This window comes from Cellulomonas sp. P5_C6, assembly GCF_054049635.1.
On record NZ_JBFULZ010000065.1, the window covers coordinates 19,660 to 37,209 of the forward strand.

The window sequence follows — 17,550 nt, forward strand, 5'->3', positions numbered from 1 at the left end:
CCGTTCTGCCCCTCGGGGCCGAGGCGGTGCGACGCTGTCCCCCACAGCTGTCGGTCAGGAGGAGGGCGTCGATGGTCGTCGCGGAGGACCCCCCGGGGAGCACCTTGCCGCCCGCCGTCCTGCGCGCGCTCGGGGGCGGTGGCGACTGGATCAGCAGCTGGTGGTCGGTCGTGGTCCTCGCGCTGCTGGCCGCCGCGGTGGTCGTGTGGGCGGTCCGCCGGCGTCGCGACGACCGGTGGTCGTGGCCGATGTGGACCTGCGCCGCGCTCGGCGTGCTGGCCGCGCTCGGCATCGGCGCGAACATCGTCGTCGGCTACGTCCCGAACGTGGCCGCCGTGCGCGTGACGCTGTCGAGCTGGGGCGTCGGGGACCCGCCCGCGCCCGTCGCGCACGGCCGGGCCGGGGAGGGCGGCCGCGCCGAGGGCCGGGTGGAGGCGATCCACATCCCGGCGCCCGCGGCGGACAGGATGCCCAGCGGCAGCCTGACGTGGATCTACACGCCACCGGGCTACGCGGACTCGTCGGCCCGCCTGCCCGTCGTCTACCTGGTGCACGGGAGCCCGGGCACGGGCGGCGACTGGTTCGCCGCGGGGAACGTCCCGTCCGTCATGGACGTGCTCCTGGAGCACCACCTGGTCGAGCCGATGATCGTCGTCGGCATGGACGTCAACGGCACGGGCCCGTCCGCGGAGGACACCGAGTGCCTCGACTCGACGACCGGCGGCTCCCAGGTCGAGACCTACATCTCCGACACCGTCATCCCCTGGGTCGACGCCCAGTACCGCACGCTCGCCGACCGGCAGCACCGGGCCATCGGTGGCTTCTCGTCGGGCGGCTTCTGCGCCCTCGACCAGGGGTTGCGGCACCCGTCCTCGTACGGCGCGATCCTCGCGCTCGACACCACCGGGGACCCCGGCACGGGCGGGACCGCGATGCTGGCGACGAGGGCGCAGTGGCAGCAGCACGACGTGACCGCGTACGCGTCGACCGTCCCGCTGCCCCACCAGGTCGCCGTGTTCGTCGACCTCGCCGGCGCGGACCACGGGCAGCCGCGCACGGACAGCACCGCGATCGCGAAGACGCTGGAGGCCCGCGGGCAGGAGGTCCTGCTGCGCGTGGAGCCGCACCTGGGCCACACCTGGAACTTCGCGCGGGCCGCGATCCCGTACGGGCTGGTGTTCGCCTCGGCGCACATCGCCGCCACGTCCTGACGGCACCGGGGTGTGAAGCGTTTCGGGACATGGAGAGCGCCTGCCCGACCTGGTTGTGTGACGTCGCACCCGCCCGTCGGCCGGCCGGCGGAACGGCGGGTGGGTGCATCCACGCTGGTCGACCGCCCGCTGCGCGCTCGACGCCCCAGACACCCACGGAACGAGGAAGTCCCATGAGGTCCCGCAGATCCCTGCTGTCCGGCGCCGCCCTGGCCGCCGCCGTCGTCGCGCTCGGTGCGACGTCGCTGATGTCCACGGCCGCGCAGGCCGCCACGCCGCCCGGCCTGCACGTGTCCGGCACGCAGCTGGTCGAGAAGGACGGCACCCCGTTCGTCGCGCGGGGTGTCAGCCACGCGCACACCTGGTACACGTCCCAGACGGCGACGGCGATCCCCGCCATCCGCGCGGCCGGCGCCAACGCCCTGCGCGTCGTGCTCTCCGACGGCACGCGCTGGACCAAGAACGACGCCACCGACGTCGCGAACATCATCAGCCTGTGCAAGGCGAACAAGCTGATCTGCATGCTCGAGGACCACGACACCACCGGCTACGGCGAGGAGGGCGCCGCGGCGAGCCTCGACACGGCCGCGAACTACTGGATCTCGCTGGCCTCCGTGCTCAAGGGCCAGGAGGACTACGTCCAGATCAACATCGGCAACGAGCCCTTCGGCAACAACGACACCGCCAACACCAAGTGGGCCGGCGACACGTCCGCGGCGATCAAGAAGCTGCGCGCGGCCGGCCTGCACCACAACATCGTGGTCGACGCCCCGGCCTGGGGTCAGGACTGGAAGAACATCATGCGCGACAGCGCGGCGACCGTCGCCGCCGCCGACCCCGACGCCAACACCCTCTTCTCCATCCACATGTACGGCGTCTACACGACCGCCTCGTCGATCACGACGTACCTCGACGCGTTCAGGTCCGCGGGCCTGCCCCTGATCATCGGCGAGTTCGGCTACCGGTCCAGCAGCGCCGACGTCGACGACGCCACCGTCATGGCCGAGGCCGTCAAGCGGAACATCGGCTACTACGGCTGGTCGTGGTCGGGCAACACCGACCCCGTGCTCGACATGGTGCTCGGCTTCAACCCCGCCACCCTGTCGCCCTGGGGCCAGAAGGTGCTCAACGGGGTCAACGGCATCAAGGCGACCGCCGTGACCGCGAAGATCTACGGCGGCGTGCAGCCCACCACCCCGGCGCCGACGACCCCCGCACCCACGACTCCGGCGCCGACCACGCCCGCCCCGACGACCCCCGCACCCACGACCCCGGCACCGACCACCCCGGCGCCGGGCAAGACGTGCACGGCATCGCTCGTCGTGAGCAACGTGTGGCCCGGCGGCTACCAGGCGGCCGTGACCGTCAAGGCCGGCACCGCGATGATAAGCGGCTGGACGACCTCGTTCGCCTTGCCCGCCGGCGGATCGGTGCAGAGCGGCTGGTCCGGCACCTACGCCCAGTCCGGCACCACGGTGACCGTGTCGAACGCGGCCTGGAACGGGCTGCTCGGGTCCGGCGCCGGCACCACCTACGGCTTCGTGGGGAGCGGCACCGCGCCGAGCTCGACGGCCGCGGTGTCCTGCACCGCGAGCTGATCGACCGACGAAGGGCCGGGTCGTCGGGACCCGGCCCTTCGTCGCGCCGCGGGCCCTCAGCCCTCCCAGAAGCCCCGGAGGTTGCGGGCGGCCTCGCGGCCGGCGCGGTTGGCGCCCACCGTCGAGGCGCTCGGGCCGTAGCCGACCAGCTGGATGCGGTGATCGGCCACCACCTGGGTGCCGTCCATGACGATGCCCCCGCCGGGCGCGCGCAGGCCGAGGGGAGCCAGGTGGTCCAGGGAGGCCCGGAAGCCGGTGCACCACAGGAGCGTGCGCGCCTCGACGTGGGCCGGCCCGCCCACCCAGCCGTCGCCGGGCTCGTCGGGGGCGTCCCACTMGACGCCGTCGGAGGTGATCCGGTCGAACATGGGCCGGGCGCGCAGGACGCCGGCGGTGATCCCGACCCGGTACGCGGGGGTCAGCGGCAGCCCGGTGACGCTCACGATGCTCTGCGGCGGCAGCCCGGCCCGGGTGCGCTCGTCGACCTGGGCGACGGCGTCGCGGCCGACCTCGGGGGTGAACGCCTCGTCGCGCCACTGGGGCGGCCGGCGGGTGACCCAGGTGGTCGTCGTGACCCGCGCGAGCAGGAGGCTCAGCTGCACGGCCGAGGTGCCGCCGCCGATCACCACGACGTGCCCGTCGGCCAGGTCCTCGGGGAGCTGGAAGTCGTGCGAGTGCAGCTGCCGGCCACGGAAGCCGCCGCGGCCGGGGTAGGCGGGCCAGAACGGCTTCTGCCACGTGCCGGACGCGTTGATGAGCCCGCGCGCCCGCCAGACGACGGCCTCGCCGGACCGCTCGACGCTGCGTGACCGCACCAGCAGACGGTCCCCGTCCGACTCCACGCGCTCGACGCGGACGGGCCGCTGGACGTGGAGCTCGAAGGCCTCCTCGTACTGCGCGAAGTAGTACGGGACCGCGAACGCGGCGGGCTCGTCCAGGTCGGGGACCAGCAGGGGCATGCCGGGCAGGTCGTGCACGCCGTGCGCGTCGGCCATCGTCAGGCCCGGCCAGCGGTGCTGCCAGGCGCCCCCGGCCTGCGGGGCGTCGTCGAGCACCACGAACGTCGCGTCCGCGTGCTCCCAGTGCGGCTCCCCGACGGCGACGAGGCCGGCGCGGCGCAGGTGGTAGGCCGCGGACAGCCCGGCCTGCCCGGCGCCGACGACCACGACGGTGACGTCGACGGGGTCCTGGCCGGCTCCCGGTCGACGCGCTCGCCGGGACCGACGGGTGTCCGGGGTCCCGCCGGTGGCTGTCGGGGGGCTCGGGGAGGGGTCCATGGCCCGACCAACGTACCCGCTCACCCGGGAGGGGCCACGGGCCCGGCCGCTCGCGTGGTGGGATGGGCCCATGGTCGACGACGTGTCCGCGCAGGTCATCGTGAGTGCGACGGCCGGTCCGCTCACCGCGGCGACCGCCGACGCCGTCCGCGCCCTGGCCGAGCGGGCCACCGCCGCGGACGGGGTGGCGCCGCTGTCCGAGCAGCCGCTGCTGTGGCTGACCGAGCCGGAGGCCCCGGTGATCCACCTGCGCGCCGAGGGACCGGACGGCCTGGTCGGGTACGCGCAGCTCGACGCGGGGTCGCAGTCGTCGGTCAAGGCCGAGCTCGTCGTGGACCCCGAGCACCGTCGGGCCGGCGTCGGGCGGGCGCTGCTGTCCCGCGCGCTCGCCGAGACCAGGACCGTCCGGGACCGGGAGCTGCGGGTCTGGGCGCACGGCGACCTGCCACCGGCACGCGCGTTCGCCGACGACGCGGGGATGACCGTCGTCCGCGAGCTGCTGCAGATGCACCTGGACCTCACGACGCGGACCACGGTGGCACCGGTCCTGCCGCCCGAGGTCCGGGTGCGCCCGTTCGTGCCGGGCCAGGACGAGGACGCGTGGCGGCGCGTGAACTCCCGCGCGTTCGCGCACCACCCGGAGCAGGGCCGGATGACGTCGGCGGACCTGCGCGCCCGGGAGGCGGAGCCGTGGTTCGACCCCGCCGGGTTCCTGCTGGCGGAGCGCGACGGGATCCTGCTCGGGTCGGTGTGGACCAAGGTGCACGAGGGCGGCGAGCACGGCGACGAGCCCGTCGGCGAGATCTACGTCGTCGGCGTCGACCCCGACGCGCAGGGCCTGGGGCTGGGCCGCGCCCTGACCGCGCTGGGCCTCGACCACCTGGCCGGACGGGGCCTGCGGACGGCGATCCTGTACACCGGCGCCGAGAACACGGTCGCGGTGCACACGTACGAGCGGGCGGGCTTCGTGCGGTCCGCGGTGGACGTGATGTTCGGTTCCGATACCAAGAGTTCACCTGTGGGTGTCACGATGGGCGTATGACGGACGCCCCCGCTATCGAACCGTCCCTGGCGGCTCACATCGCCGAGCACATGGCGCAGGCCGAGATCGACGAGCAGCCGATCACCGACCTGGAGCCGCTGCCGGACGACCGGTTCCTCGACCGGGAGCTCTCGTGGCTCGCCTTCAACCAGCGTGTGCTGGAGCTGGCCGAGGACCGCGACATCCCGTTGCTCGAGCGCGTCCGCTTCCTGGCGATCTTCGCGTCCAACCTCGACGAGTTCTTCATGGTCCGCGTGGCCGGCCTCAAGCGCCGCATCGCGACCGGGATCGCCGTGACCGCCGCCTCGGGCCAGTCCCCGCGCCAGGTCCTCGAGAACATCAGCGAGGAGGCCCACCGGCTCATGGCCCGCCACGCGGCGGTGTTCGCGGAGCAGGTGCAGCCCGAGCTGGCCAACGAGGGCATCACGCTGGTCCGCTGGGACGAGCTGGGCGAGAGCGAGCAGGACCGCCTGCGCAAGTTCTTCCGCCGGCAGATCTTCCCGGTGCTGACCCCCCTGGCGGTGGACCCGGCGCACCCGTTCCCGTACATCTCCGGGCTCTCGCTGAACCTCGCGGTCGTGGTGACCAACCCGACCACGGGCAAGGAGCACTTCGCGCGCGTCAAGGTGCCGCCGCTGCTCCCCCGGTTCATCGCGGTCGACGCGTCGGGCCGGCCGAGCGCGCCCGACGTGCAGGCCGCGTCGCCCGAGAAGGGCCCGATGTCGTTCGTGCCCGTCGAGGACGTCATCTCCGAGCACCTCGAGCACCTGTTCCCCGGCATGGTCGTCCAGGAGCACCACACGTTCCGGGTCACCCGCAACGAGGACGTGGAGGTCGAGGAGGACGACGCCGAGAACCTCCTCAAGGCCATGGAGAAGGAGCTGCTGCGCCGCCGGTTCGGCCCGCCCGTGCGGCTCGAGATCGCGGACAGCATCAGCCCGCGCATCCGCCACCTGCTCATCCGCGAGCTCGGCATGGCGGAGGACGAGGTCTACCAGCTGCCGGCCCCGCTGGACGCGACCGGGCTCAACCTCATCGCGGACCTCGACCGCGCCTCGCTGCAGTTCCCGCGGTTCGTGGCCTCCACGGCCCGCCAGCTGGCCGAGGTGGAGAGCGCGACGCCGGCGGACATGTTCGCCAAGATCCGCGAGCGCGACATCCTGCTGCACCACCCGTACGACTCGTTCTCGACCTCGGTGCAGACCTTCCTGCAGCAGGCCGCGGCCGACCCGCAGGTGCTCGCCATCAAGCAGACCCTGTACCGGACGTCGGGCGACTCCCCCATCATCGACGCCCTGATCGACGCCGCCGAGGCAGGCAAGCAGGTGCTGGCGCTGGTCGAGATCAAGGCCCGTTTCGACGAGCAGAACAACATCTCCTGGGCCCGCAAGCTCGAGCAGGCCGGCGTGCACGTCGTCTACGGCATCGTCGGCCTCAAGACGCACTGCAAGCTGTCGCTGATCGTGCGCCAGGAGGGCGAGGGGCTGCGCCGCTACTGCCACATCGGCACCGGCAACTACAACCCGAAGACCGCGCGGCTGTACACGGACCTCGGCCTGCTGACCAGCGACCTCGAGGTGGGGCAGGACCTCACGCGGCTGTTCAACCAGCTGTCCGGGTACGCGCCGAAGTCCCGGTTCCACCGGCTGCTCGTCGCGCCCCGCTCCGTGCGCGCCGGCCTGATCGAGCGCATCGACCGAGAGGCGGCCGCCGCGCGCGACGGTCACCCGGCGTGGATCAAGATCAAGGTCAACTCCATGGTCGACGAGGCGACGATCGACGCGCTGTACCGGGCGTCGCGCGCCGGCGTCTCCGTCGACCTGGTCATCCGGGGCATCTGCGCGCTGCGCCCCGGGGTGCCGGGCCTGTCGGAGAACATCCGGGTGCGCTCGATCCTCGGGCGCTTCCTCGAGCACTCCCGGATCTTCGCGTTCGCCGCGTCGGACCCGCCCGAGGACGCGAGCTTCGAGGGCCCCGAGATCTACATCGGCTCGGCCGACCTCATGCACCGCAACCTCGACCGCCGCGTGGAGGCCCTGGTCCGGATCTCCGACGCGGAACAGGTCAGCGAGCTGGTGGAGCTGTTCGACGAGTCGATGGACGACGGCACCTCGTCGTGGCACCTCGAGCCGGACGGCTCGTGGGTCCGGCACCACCTCGGCCCCGACGGACCGCTGGCGGACCTGCAGGCCGTGCTGATCAACCGGCAGCGGCGTCGGCCCGGTACCGCTCGGTGAGCCCCACCCAGGCGCCGGCCGTCGTCGAGGCGGCCGGGGCCATCGTGTGGCGCGTGCGCCTGGGCCGGCTGCAGGTCGCCCTGGTCCACCGGCCCCGGTACGACGACTGGTCCTGGCCCAAGGGCAAGGTCGACCCCGGCGAGACGATCCTGGCCGCGGCGACGCGCGAGGTGGCCGAGGAGACGGGTCACGACGTGGTCCTGGGCGTCCCCCTGCCGGGCCTCGAGTACTCCCTGTCCGACGGCCGCCGCAAGCGGGTGCACTACTGGGCCGCGCAGGTGGCCGGCCGGCCGGACGCCGCCGCCCTGCGCGCCCGGCCCCCGGTGCCCCCGGCGTCGACCAAGGAGATCGACCAGCTGCGCTGGTTCGACGTCGGCACCGCGGCCAAGAGGCTCACGCGCGACGACGACCGGGAGCCGCTCGTCTCGCTGGTCGAGGCCTACGACAAGGGCCGGCTGGACACGCGGGCCCTCGTGGTCGCGCGGCACGGCACGGCCCGGCGCCGGTCGACCTGGAAGGGCACCGAGCTCGACCGCCCCCTGACGCCGGAGGGCCACCGGCAGTCCCGCGCCTTGATCTCCGTCCTGTCGACCTTCGGCGTCGGCCGCGTGGTCACCAGCGCGTGGGCCCGGTGCGTCACGACGGTCGAGCCCTATGCCGCCGCCGCGCAGGTCGCGCCCGAGATCTCGAGCATCCTGACGGAGGCGCAGCACTCGACGTCGCCCGCGCGGGTGGCCGCCGAGGTGCTGGGGCTGCTGCAGTCGGCCGGCGACGTCGTGGTCTGCACCCACCGTCCGGTGCTGCCGACCGTCGTCGACGTCCTCGCCCAGCACGCCACCCGGCAGGTCGCCGACGCGCTACCCACCGCGGACCCGTTCCTGCACCCCGCGCAGGTGCTCGTCGCGCACGTGGCGCAGACGCCGAAGGGCCCTCGCGTCGTGGCGACCGAGACGCACCGCCCGCACGAGGACTGAGCCTCGGGGCAGGCTCGTCAGGTCAGGAGCGTCAGGATCGGGTTGAGGATCCAGTAGACGCCCGCCGCCACGATGGCCGACGCGGGGATGGTCAGCACCCAGGCGTACGCGATGTTCTTGGCCACGCCCCAGCGGACCGCCGACAGTCGCTTGGTAGCACCGACGCCCATGATCGCGGACGTGATGGTGTGCGTGGTGGAGATGGGGGCGTGCAGCCAGTAGGCGCTGGCGTACAGCACCGACGCGGCGACCGACTCGGCGACGAACCCGCGGGCGGGGTCGAGCTCGATGATCTTGCGGCCGAGCGTGCGCATGATGCGCCACCCGCCGGAGTACGTGCCCAGGGAGATCGCGAGCGCGGACGAGAGCTTGACCCAGAGCGGGATGGTGTCGCCGCTGTAGAACCCGCCGGCGACGAGTGCCAGCAGGATGACGCCCATGGTCTTCTGCGCGTCCTGGAGGCCGTGGCCGAGTGCCATCGCGGCCGCCGACGCGGTCTGCGCGACCCGGAAGCGCCGCATCGTGCGGGCCGGCGCCGAGTTCCGCACGAGCCACAGCAGGCCCACCATCAGCACGAACGCGAGGAAGAACCCGACGAACGGCGAGAGCACCATCGGGATGACGACCTTGTCCAGGATCGCGTCCCAGTGCACGGTGACGCCTGCGGCGACGCCGACGCCCGTGAGCGCGCCGATCAGCGCGTGGGTCGACGACGAGGGCAGCCCGAGCCGCCAGGTGATCAGGTTCCAGACGATGGCGCCGATCAGCGCGGACAGGACGATGATCAGCGCCTCCTGGGAGGAGACGCCGCCGATGCTGATGATGTCCTCGGCGATGGTCGTGGCCACCTGGGTGCCCAGGAGCGCGCCGAGGAGGTTGAAGACGGCCGCCATGATGAGCGCGGCGCGGGGCGTGAGGGCCCGGGTGGACACCGACGTCGCGATCGCGTTCGCGGCGTCGTGGAAGCCGTTGGTGTAGTCGAACCCGAGCGCGAACGCGACAACGACGATGACGAGCGCGAGTTCCACCGCGCTCAGGACTCCTTGAGCGCGATGGTCTCGACGGTGTTGGCCACCTTCTCGAACGCGTCGGCGGCGTTCTCGAGCTTCTCGACGATCTCCTTGACCTTCATCAGCTGGATGGGGTCGACGACCTCGTCGAACAGCTGCGCGAGGAGCTTGCGGTGGATCTTGTCGGCCTGGTTCTCCAGGCGGTTGACCTCGACCCAGTACTCGGACAGCGAGTCCATCGAGCGCAGGCGGGGCATGGCCTCGGCCGTGAGCTCGGCGGCGCGCTGGAGCACCTGGACCTGCTCGGACACGCGCGGGGGCAGCTCGTCGACCTTGTACAGGACGATGAGGTCCGCGGCCTCCTCCATGAAGTCCATGCAGTCGTCGAGGCTCGAGGCGAGCATGTAGATGTCGTCGCGGTCGAACGGCGTGACGAACGTCTGGTTCAGGCGACGCATGATCGAGTGCGTCGCGTCGTCCGCCTCGTGCTCCGCGTCGGCGATCCGCTTGCCGATCTCCTTGCGGGTGGAGCGGTCGGCCCCGAGCATCTCGCCCAGCAGGTTCGCGCCGGTGACGAGGTGAACCGCCTGGGCGGCGAAGAGGTCGAAGAACGTGGTGTCGCGCGGGGTGAGGCGCAGGCGCACGGCAGGCTCCGGAGAAAGGGGTGGGAGGACGGGATCAGGCTAGGTCACGGTCATGGGAATGCCTAACGCACGTCGACGTGCGCATGGACACATGGTGACAGCCGGATGACGTCTGTGGAGGCCCCTTGCTCGACCCCGAGACATGGGCGACGCCGGACCGCGGAGCGCCTCTCGGCGCGTGGCCGCTCGAAGCGGCTTGAGATGGAGCCCGGGGCTACCGCGGCCCGACGTCGAGATCGATCGTACGCCCGGAGGTCGGCGCCGGGACGGCGGCGGGCGGGTGACGCGCGGCCCCCAGGGGCCCGACCTGCAGATTCACCCCTGCGCGATCACTCGAGCCGGTCGGCCCGCCACAACGACGCGGCGTGCTCGAGCTCCTCCGCCGTCCGTACCAGCGAGGCGGCGCCGCGCGTCAGCCGCACGGCACCCGTGGGGTCGACGTCGTCCAGGTGGTCGGCGTCGAATGCCGCGCCGGTGGCGAGCACCCGGCAGAACGCGGCCGCACGCTCGAGCGCGACGTCGAGCTCACCGGTGTAGACGCCCGAGAGCACCGCGTCGGCGACGGCACGCACGTCCGCGGGTCCGGCCGTGTCCGCGACACCGGCGACCACGTCGTGCACGGGGGCCGCCGTGACGCCGAGGCGGTAGCGGTCGGCGATCGTCGTGGGGTCGCGGCGCACCCACTCGCGCAGCACGTAGAGCCGCCAGAGCGCCCCCRGCAGGGTGTCCGCCGGGCTCTCGGACCACAGGGCGGCGACGACGTCGAGGCCCTCGGTCTCGACCAGCGACACCAGCCGCGTGACGACGTCGGGGTCGGTGTTCGCCCGGCCCTGGTGCACCAGCGCCGCCGCGGTCGTGTGCGCCGCCTCGTTGCGCAGCGCGGGGTCGTACCCGCCGGGGAGCTCGTCGGCCGCGGCCGGATCGAGCATGGCAGGCCGTCGTGGTCGCCTGGCCCCGCCGTCGCCTCCGCCTGTGCCGTTCATCGCACGATGATCCCCCGGACACCGGCGTCAGGCCAGCACGCAGCGCCGTCTCCCGCCGGGCGACCCCTTCGACGTGCGCACCCATCGTGCCGGGGCCAAGGTGGGGTTGATCTCCCGGGAGCGGCCCGGGGGCGAGGGAGGTCAGGTCATGTCCCACGCGACAGGGTCGCCGCAGGGGTCGACGGGGGACGCGGCCGTGCCGCCGAACCCGTACAAGAACAAGGCGATCGCGCTGGCCATCGCCGCCGCGGTCGGCGGCTTCCTCTTCGGGTTCGACAGCTCGGTCATCAACGGCGCGGTCGACAGCATCCAGAGCACCTTCGACATCGGGTCGACGCTCACGGGCTTCGTCGTCGCGGTGGCCCTGCTCGGCTGCGCCTTCGGCGCGTGGCTCGGCGGCAAGCTGGCCGACCGCTGGGGCCGCACCAAGGTGATGTTCCTCGGCGCGGTCCTCTTCTTCATCTCCTCGATCCTCTCGGGTATCGCGTTCGGCGTCTGGGACCTGGTCCTGTGGCGCGTGATGGCCGGCATCGGCATCGGTATCGCGTCCGTCATCGCGCCGGCCTACATCGCCGAGATCGCGCCCGCCGCCATGCGTGGCCGACTCGGCTCCCTGCAGCAGCTCGCCATCACGCTCGGTATCTTCGCCGCGCTGCTCTCCGACCAGCTGCTGCAGACGGCGGCGGGCGGCGCGTCCGAGGAGCTGTGGCTCGGGCTCGAGGCGTGGCGGTGGATGTTCATCGTCGCCGTGATCCCCGCGGCCGTGTACGGCATCCTCGCGCTGCGCATCCCGGAGTCGCCCCGCTACCTCATCGCCACGGGCAAGCGCGAGGACGCCAAGAAGGTGCTGGCCACGACGCTGGCCGAGGGCGACGACGTCGAGGCGCACGTCGTCCAGATCGAGCAGACCATCGCAGCCGACAAGAAGCTCAAGGCGCAGGCCAGCCTCAAGGGTCCGCGGTTCGGGCTGCTGCCCGTGGTGTGGGTCGGCATCCTGCTGTCGGTGTTCCAGCAGTTCGTCGGCATCAACGTGATCTTCTACTACTCGACGACGCTCTGGCAGGCGGTCGGGTTCGAGGAGAGCCAGTCGTTCATGGTCTCGACGATCACGTCGATCACCAACGTGCTGGTGACCTTCATCGCCATCGCGCTCATCGACAAGGTCGGCCGCCGACCGCTCCTGCTCACCGGCTCCGTCGGGATGGCGGTCACCCTCGGGATCATGGCCCTCGCGTTCACGCAGTCGTCGGGCACGGGCAAGGACGTCACGCTCGACGGGTCGTGGGGCGTCATCGCCCTGATCGCCGCCAACCTGTTCGTCGTGTTCTTCGGCGCCACATGGGGCCCGCTGGTCTGGGTGCTGCTGGGCGAGATGTTCCCCAACCGCATCCGCGCCGCAGCGCTCGGCGTCGCGGCGGCGGCGCAGTGGATCGCGAACTTCCTCATCACGGTCTCGTTCCCGCCGCTGCTCGACAAGTTCGGCGCCTCGATCCCGTACCTGATGTACGCGATCTTCGCGACGCTGTCGTTCTTCTTCACGCTCTGGAAGGTGCCCGAGACCAAGGGCATCGAGCTGGAGGACATGGAGGGCGTCAAGGTCGACCGCAGCCGTCGGGGCACGGCGACCCCCGCCTGACGGCCACACCGCGCGCGGCCGGGCTCCCCTCCACGGGCCCGGCCGCGTCGCTGTCCCGGGAACAGATCCCGCGCTCAATTGCTTGAAGCAAGCATTAGTCGTAAGGTTGCGTCGAGCAACAAAAGGAGTGCCATGTCGTCCGTCCTGTCCGAGACGCCCCCGCAGACGCTGCTGCGGTCGATCGAGGCCTTCAGCCGCGCCCTGCGCGAGTCGTCCCTGGGGGTGGCCCGCGAGATCGGCTGCTCCAAGGGCACCCTGACGATCCTGCGGATCCTGCAGCGTCGCGGCACGCTCCAGGTGAGCGACATCGCGCACGCGCTGCGCGTCGACATCTCCGTGGCCAGCCGCCACGTCAGCCAGCTGGTCGACGACGGGCTGGTCGAGCGCGCGGTCGACCACGGGGACCGGCGCGTCCGCACCGTCCGGCTGTCCCCCGCGGGCCTGTCGCTCGCGGCCGAGATCGGCGAGGCCCTCGACCGTCGCACGCACGAGGTGTTCCGCGACTGGACGACCCCCGAGCTCGACGCCGCGACCGCGACGCTCGACCGCCTCACGACGGCGGTCTCCGGGTTCGTCCCCGCCGAGGACGTCCTCACCCCCGCCTGATCCGGCCCCACCTGATCCACACAGCCTGATCCACACAGCCTGATCCACCCTGCGAGCACCACGAGAGCGAGCCATGTCCAGCACCACCACGCCCGTCGAACCCACCAGCACGGCCGAGACACCGGCTGCGGCACCGGCACCCAAGATGAGCCACCGCGAGGTGCTCGAGTCGCTGTCGGGCATCCTGCTCGGGATGTTCGTCTCGATCCTCGCGACGAGCGTCGTCTCCTCGTCGCTGCCGCGGATCATCTCGGACCTGAACGGCACCCAGTCGGCCTTCACCTGGGTGGTCACCGCCACCCTGCTGACCACCACGATCTCCACGCCGATCTGGGGCAAGCTGGCCGACCTGGTCGACCGCAAGCTGCTCATCCAGCTCGCGCTGACCATCTCGGTGGTCTCCTCGGCGCTCGCCGGGTTCTCCCACACCACCGGCATGCTCATCGGCATGCGCGCCCTTCAGGGCATCGGCGCCGGAGGTCTGACCGCCCTGGGCACCATCCTGATCTCCGACATCATCAGCCCCCGCGAGCGCGGCAAGTACATGGGTCTCATGGGCGCCGTGATGGGCATCGGCATGGTCGGCGGCCCGCTGCTCGGCGGCGTCATCACCGACGGCCCGGGCTGGCGCTGGAACTTCTTCATCGGCCTGCCGTTCGCGGTCGCCGCGATCATCGTGCTGCAGCGCACCCTGCACCTGCCCCCGCGAAAGTCCCGCAAGGTGAAGATCGACTACGCCGGCGCGACGCTCATCTCGCTCGGCATCGCGACCCTGCTCCTGTGGATCACGTTCGCCGGCAGCTCGTTCGAGTGGGCCTCGTGGCAGACCGCCGTCATGGTCGGCGGCTCGCTCCTGCTGATCGCCGTCGCCATCTGGGTCGAGTCGCGCGCCGCCGAGCCGATCATCCCGCTGTACCTGTTCAAGAACCGCACGCTGGTCCTCGCGGTCGTCGCCAGCATCGCGGTCGGCGTCGCCCTGTTCGGCACCTCGGTGTTCCTCAGCCAGTACATGCAGCTGGCCCGCGGGAAGACGCCCACGCAGTCCGGCCTGCTCACCATCCCGATGATCGTCGGCCTGCTGGTCTCCTCGACCATCTCCGGCCAGATCATCAGCCGCACCGGCAAGTACAAGAAGTTCATGGTCGCCGGCGCCGTCCTGCTCACCTCGGGCCTCGGGCTCATGGGGACCATCCACTTCGACACGAGCTTCGGGCTGGTCGGCCTCTACCTGGTGATCATCGGCGCGGGCGTGGGCATGCTCATGCAGAACCTCGTGCTCGCCGTGCAGAACACCCTGGACGTCAAGGAGATCGGGTCCGGCACGTCGACGGTCGCGTTCTTCCGCACCCTCGGCGGCGCGCTCGGCGTGTCCGCGCTGGGTGTCGTGCTCTCCCACCGGGTGACCACGCTGATCGCCCGGGGCCTCACCGGCCTCGGCATCGACCCGGCCGCCATGGGCGCCAGCGGCGCGATCCCCGACCTGTCGACCCTCCCGGACAACATCCGCGGCGTCGTCGAGCAGGCCTTCGGCAACGCCATCGCGGACCTGTTCCTCGTGGCCGCGCCCGTCGCGCTGGTGTCGCTGATCGCCGTGCTGTTCCTCAAGGAGGTGCCGCTGGGCACCCGCTCGGGCATCGAGCAGCTGCTCGAGTCCGAGGGCGGGATGCTGGCGCCGGCCACGTCGGAGGCCGCCGTGAACGCGGAGCTCGACGCCCTCGAGGCCGAGCAGAAGGTCTCGACCCGGGACTGACCACCGCCCGACAGCGCCCCACGACGACCGTCGTGGGGCGCTGTCGCGTTCAAGGCGGCCGGTCCCGATGCCGATGACCCGGGCAACCGTTCCGCTCGCGAGAGGCCCACGATGTCGTCGACCACCCCCGGCTGGTACCCGGACCCCGACCCGAACGCGAGCCCGGGCGGGCAACGCTGCCACGACGGCAACGCGTGGACCGCGCACGTCTCCGCCCCCGCGGCACCCACAGAGCTGTTCTCACCGGTGTACTCCGCACCGGGCGCCGTGGCGCCGTCGCCGGCCTACGGGCAGCCGGTGCATGGCACACGGCCTCCGGCACAGAGGTCGGCGATGCCGTACGCGCCCGCCGTCCCGCTCGACGCGGATCGGCCGTGGGACCGGATGGCCGGGGGCCGCATCGTGGTCGGCTCGATGAGCAAGGAGCAGTTCAAGGCGCTCCCTCGTCGGGAACGGGTCGCCAAGAACCGCCCCGACATCGACCTGGCGCGCGGCCGGAACTCGCTGGCCTTCAACGGTGTCATCGCGGCGGCGATCAGCTTCGTCATCAGCGGGTACCTGGTCGTCGCCATCGCGGGGATCGTCTGGTCCGCCCGTGGTCTGAGGCGCGCGAACGAGTTCGAGGGACAGGGCTACCCGCCGCTGGGCCGCGGGCAGGCGACGACGGGCCTCGTGCTCGGCATCGTCAGCGCCGCACTCGGTGCGCTCTCGCTCGTGGTCAGGTTCAGCTCGCTGTAAGAGCCAGACGCGCCGCCCGACCCCTCCGACCGGGCGGCGCGTCTGAGCCTGTGGGCCCCCGCGTCAGTGCGCGCGGCGCGCCGCGGCGAGGTTCTCGTTCAGGCGGCCCAGCTGTGAGGCCAGCGCCTCGATCTCGTCCTCGCTCCAGCCCGAGAGCGCGCGGCGCAGGAACTCGCGACGGGCACCCTGCGCGGTCTCGAATCGGTGCCGGCCCTCGTCGGTGAGCTCGAGCAGCTGTCCCCGGTAGTCGTCGGGGTCGGGCCGCCGGGACACCAGGCCCAACGACCCCAGCCGGGCGAGCTGCCGGGACATGGTGCCGCGACCGACGCCGATGTGCGTCGCCAGGTCGCTGGCCCGCACACCGGGGGTCGCGGCGATGAGCGCCAGGAGCGAGTACGCGGCGGGCTCGAGATCGGGGTGCACGTCCCGCGAGATCGACGCCGACGAGGCCTGGGCGCGGCGCAGGAGAAGGCCGAGCTCACGCTCGAGCTGCCGGAACTGTTCGTCGACCACGGTCACATCCTGCCGGGACCGGCACGAGAAACGCTGCATCGCCACCCGGGAGGGTGGGAGCGTTTCAGCAGATCACCGCGCGGATGGGGGTGTCAACACCCAGACGCCGTCAGCGGGACCAGGTGGTGCGCTGCCGGGCCACGTGGGCGATCGCCGCGATGCGCTGCGGGTCGAGCCGGACCGGCATCGCGCGGAACACCGCCTGGACGTCCTGGCGGGTGATGGCGAACGCGTCGTGCTGGGGCTGGACCGTGCGCACCTCGAGGTCGCCCTGGACCACCACGACACCGCGCACGGTGATCGCCGCGCAGGCCGCCGCGAGCAGCGCGCCCTGGACGCGCGTGGCCTCGAGCCGGGCGTCGCGCAGGTAGGACATGGACCGCCCGTCGACCTCGAGGGTGCGGCCCTCGACGACGACGTGCTGCCCGGGGTGCTTGCGCTCCGCGACCGTGAAGATGCCGGCGGGACCGATGAGCAGGTGCTCCACCAGGCTGCCCTGCCGGCCCAGGGGCACGTCGTGCACCACCTGCCAGCCCTCGTCGCCCAGGCGCTCGAGCCGGGTGCGCACCGAGCTGCCCCGCTCGCCGCGGATCGCGGCGAGGTCGATGGTGTCCCAGTCCGCGCCGCCGAGCCACGCCTGCAGCGCCGCCTCGTCCGCGGGGGCCAGGGAACCGGAGTTCTGCGTCGGCAGCGTCATGGCCAGCTCGGCCACGTCGGCACGCAGGTAGGCCTGGGCCGCTCGGCGCAGGCCGCTCTCGAAGTGGGGGTCGTCGACCACGACCTCACCGGACTGCAGGTCGACCGATCCGACCCGGGCGCCGGTCTCCTGCGTGACATAGAGACGGTCGGCGCCGTAACGCCTCCATCGCCGCACCGTCAGGACATCTTCCACGCAGGCATTATCGGCACGCGGTCGCACGGACTTCAGCCGTGTCGACCATCCGGACGTCACCCGTCCGGGGTGTCGGGCCCGGCGCGCCGGACGACACCCCGAACGGGCGCCCGATCAGGCGTCCGCGTCGAACGTCAGGCTGACGGAGTTCATGCAGAACCGGTCGCCCGTGGGGGTCTGCGGGGCGTCGTCGAACACGTGCCCGAGGTGCGAGCCGCACCTCGCGCAGCGCACCTCGGTGCGCACCATGCCCAGGCTGCGGTCGCTGATCAGCTCGACCCGGTCGCCGGCCAGCGGCGAGAAGAAGCTGGGCCAGCCGCAGTGCGAGTCGAACTTGGTGTCGGAGCGGAACAGCTCGTTGCCGCACGCGCGACAGCGATAGACACCCTCTCGCTTCTCGTCCAGCAGCTCGCCCGTCCACGCCCGCTCGGTCCCGGCC

16 protein-coding genes are annotated in these 17,550 nt (G+C 72.2%); 9 read left to right on the forward strand and 7 right to left on the reverse strand.

Going from position 1 to position 17,550, the window contains the following annotated elements; genetic code table 11:
* The first annotated feature begins 71 nt into the window (after positions 1–71).
* Both ACXJKG_RS09665 and ACXJKG_RS09670 read left to right on the forward strand, forming a co-directional pair.
* Positions 72–1,211, forward strand: coding sequence for an alpha/beta hydrolase (locus tag ACXJKG_RS09665; protein ID WP_456845549.1), 1,140 nt, complete (start codon positions 72–74; stop codon positions 1,209–1,211).
* A gap of 173 nt (positions 1,212–1,384) precedes the next feature.
* A complete protein-coding gene (locus ACXJKG_RS09670) occupies positions 1,385–2,809 on the forward strand; it encodes a cellulase family glycosylhydrolase (protein WP_456845550.1) in 1,425 nt (474 codons plus the stop codon).
* 56 nt (positions 2,810–2,865) lie between these two features.
* On the opposite strand, the gene ACXJKG_RS09675 is transcribed toward ACXJKG_RS09670, so the two are convergent.
* On the reverse strand, positions 2,866–4,086 hold the full coding sequence (locus ACXJKG_RS09675) for an NAD(P)-binding domain-containing protein (RefSeq protein WP_456845551.1): 1,221 nt from the start codon (positions 4,084–4,086) through the stop codon (positions 2,866–2,868).
* A gap of 70 nt (positions 4,087–4,156) precedes the next feature.
* Here ACXJKG_RS09675 and mshD point away from each other — a divergent pair, with 70 nt between their 5' ends.
* Genes mshD through ACXJKG_RS09690 form a run of 3 tightly spaced genes read left to right on the forward strand, consistent with a single transcriptional unit; the run spans position 4,157 to position 8,339 of the window.
* Positions 4,157–5,128: a mycothiol synthase gene (gene mshD / locus ACXJKG_RS09680; RefSeq protein WP_456845552.1), complete on the forward strand. Its 972-nt coding sequence runs from the start codon at positions 4,157–4,159 to the stop codon at positions 5,126–5,128.
* On the forward strand, positions 5,125–7,365 hold the full coding sequence (locus tag ACXJKG_RS09685) for an RNA degradosome polyphosphate kinase (protein WP_456845553.1): 2,241 nt from the start codon (positions 5,125–5,127) through the stop codon (positions 7,363–7,365). Before mshD ends, ACXJKG_RS09685 begins: the two co-directional genes overlap by 4 nt.
* Positions 7,362–8,339 carry an NUDIX hydrolase gene (locus tag ACXJKG_RS09690; protein WP_456845554.1) on the forward strand — a complete coding sequence of 326 codons (978 nt, stop codon included), beginning with the start codon at positions 7,362–7,364 and terminating at the stop codon, positions 8,337–8,339. Before ACXJKG_RS09685 ends, ACXJKG_RS09690 begins: the two co-directional genes overlap by 4 nt.
* A gap of 17 nt (positions 8,340–8,356) precedes the next feature.
* Here ACXJKG_RS09690 and ACXJKG_RS09695 read toward each other — a convergent pair whose 3' ends face one another.
* The 3 genes from ACXJKG_RS09695 to ACXJKG_RS09705 form a co-directional block, all read right to left on the reverse strand.
* A complete protein-coding gene (locus ACXJKG_RS09695; protein ID WP_456845555.1) occupies positions 8,357–9,367 on the reverse strand; it encodes an anion permease in 1,011 nt (336 codons plus the stop codon).
* A 5-nt stretch (positions 9,368–9,372) separates the two neighbouring features.
* Positions 9,373–9,993 carry a DUF47 domain-containing protein gene (locus tag ACXJKG_RS09700; RefSeq protein ID WP_456845556.1) on the reverse strand — a complete coding sequence of 207 codons (621 nt, stop codon included), beginning with the start codon at positions 9,991–9,993 and terminating at the stop codon, positions 9,373–9,375.
* Between the two features lie 329 nt (positions 9,994–10,322).
* The gene (locus ACXJKG_RS09705; RefSeq protein ID WP_456845557.1) at positions 10,323–10,922 is read right to left on the reverse strand and encodes a hypothetical protein; all 600 of its coding nucleotides are present in this window, start codon (positions 10,920–10,922) and stop codon (positions 10,323–10,325) included.
* A gap of 202 nt (positions 10,923–11,124) precedes the next feature.
* On the opposite strand from ACXJKG_RS09705, the gene ACXJKG_RS09710 reads away from it, so the two are divergent.
* From ACXJKG_RS09710 to ACXJKG_RS09725, 4 genes are all read left to right on the forward strand, one after another.
* A complete protein-coding gene (locus ACXJKG_RS09710) occupies positions 11,125–12,612 on the forward strand; it encodes a sugar porter family MFS transporter (RefSeq protein WP_456845558.1) in 1,488 nt (495 codons plus the stop codon).
* A 132-nt stretch (positions 12,613–12,744) separates the two neighbouring features.
* Positions 12,745–13,218, forward strand: a complete 474-nt coding sequence (locus ACXJKG_RS09715; RefSeq protein ID WP_456845559.1) for a MarR family winged helix-turn-helix transcriptional regulator — start codon at positions 12,745–12,747, stop codon at positions 13,216–13,218.
* Between the two features lie 73 nt (positions 13,219–13,291).
* A complete protein-coding gene (locus ACXJKG_RS09720) occupies positions 13,292–14,968 on the forward strand; it encodes an MDR family MFS transporter (protein WP_456845560.1) in 1,677 nt (558 codons plus the stop codon).
* Between the two features lie 111 nt (positions 14,969–15,079).
* Entirely contained in the window at positions 15,080–15,706 is a 627-nt protein-coding gene (locus tag ACXJKG_RS09725; protein WP_456845561.1) for a DUF2510 domain-containing protein, read from the forward strand.
* Between the two features lie 63 nt (positions 15,707–15,769).
* Here the strand turns inward: ACXJKG_RS09725 and ACXJKG_RS09730 are convergent, their stop codons facing one another.
* The 3 genes from ACXJKG_RS09730 to msrB form a co-directional block, all read right to left on the reverse strand.
* A complete protein-coding gene (locus ACXJKG_RS09730) occupies positions 15,770–16,219 on the reverse strand; it encodes a MarR family winged helix-turn-helix transcriptional regulator (RefSeq protein WP_456845562.1) in 450 nt (149 codons plus the stop codon).
* Between the two features lie 109 nt (positions 16,220–16,328).
* On the reverse strand, positions 16,329–17,111 hold the full coding sequence (locus tag ACXJKG_RS09735; RefSeq protein WP_456845563.1) for a nuclease-related domain-containing protein: 783 nt from the start codon (positions 17,109–17,111) through the stop codon (positions 16,329–16,331).
* 114 nt (positions 17,112–17,225) lie between these two features.
* The coding region (msrB, locus tag ACXJKG_RS09740) for a peptide-methionine (R)-S-oxide reductase MsrB (RefSeq protein ID WP_456845564.1) at positions 17,226–17,550 on the reverse strand (325 nt) is incomplete at its 5' end.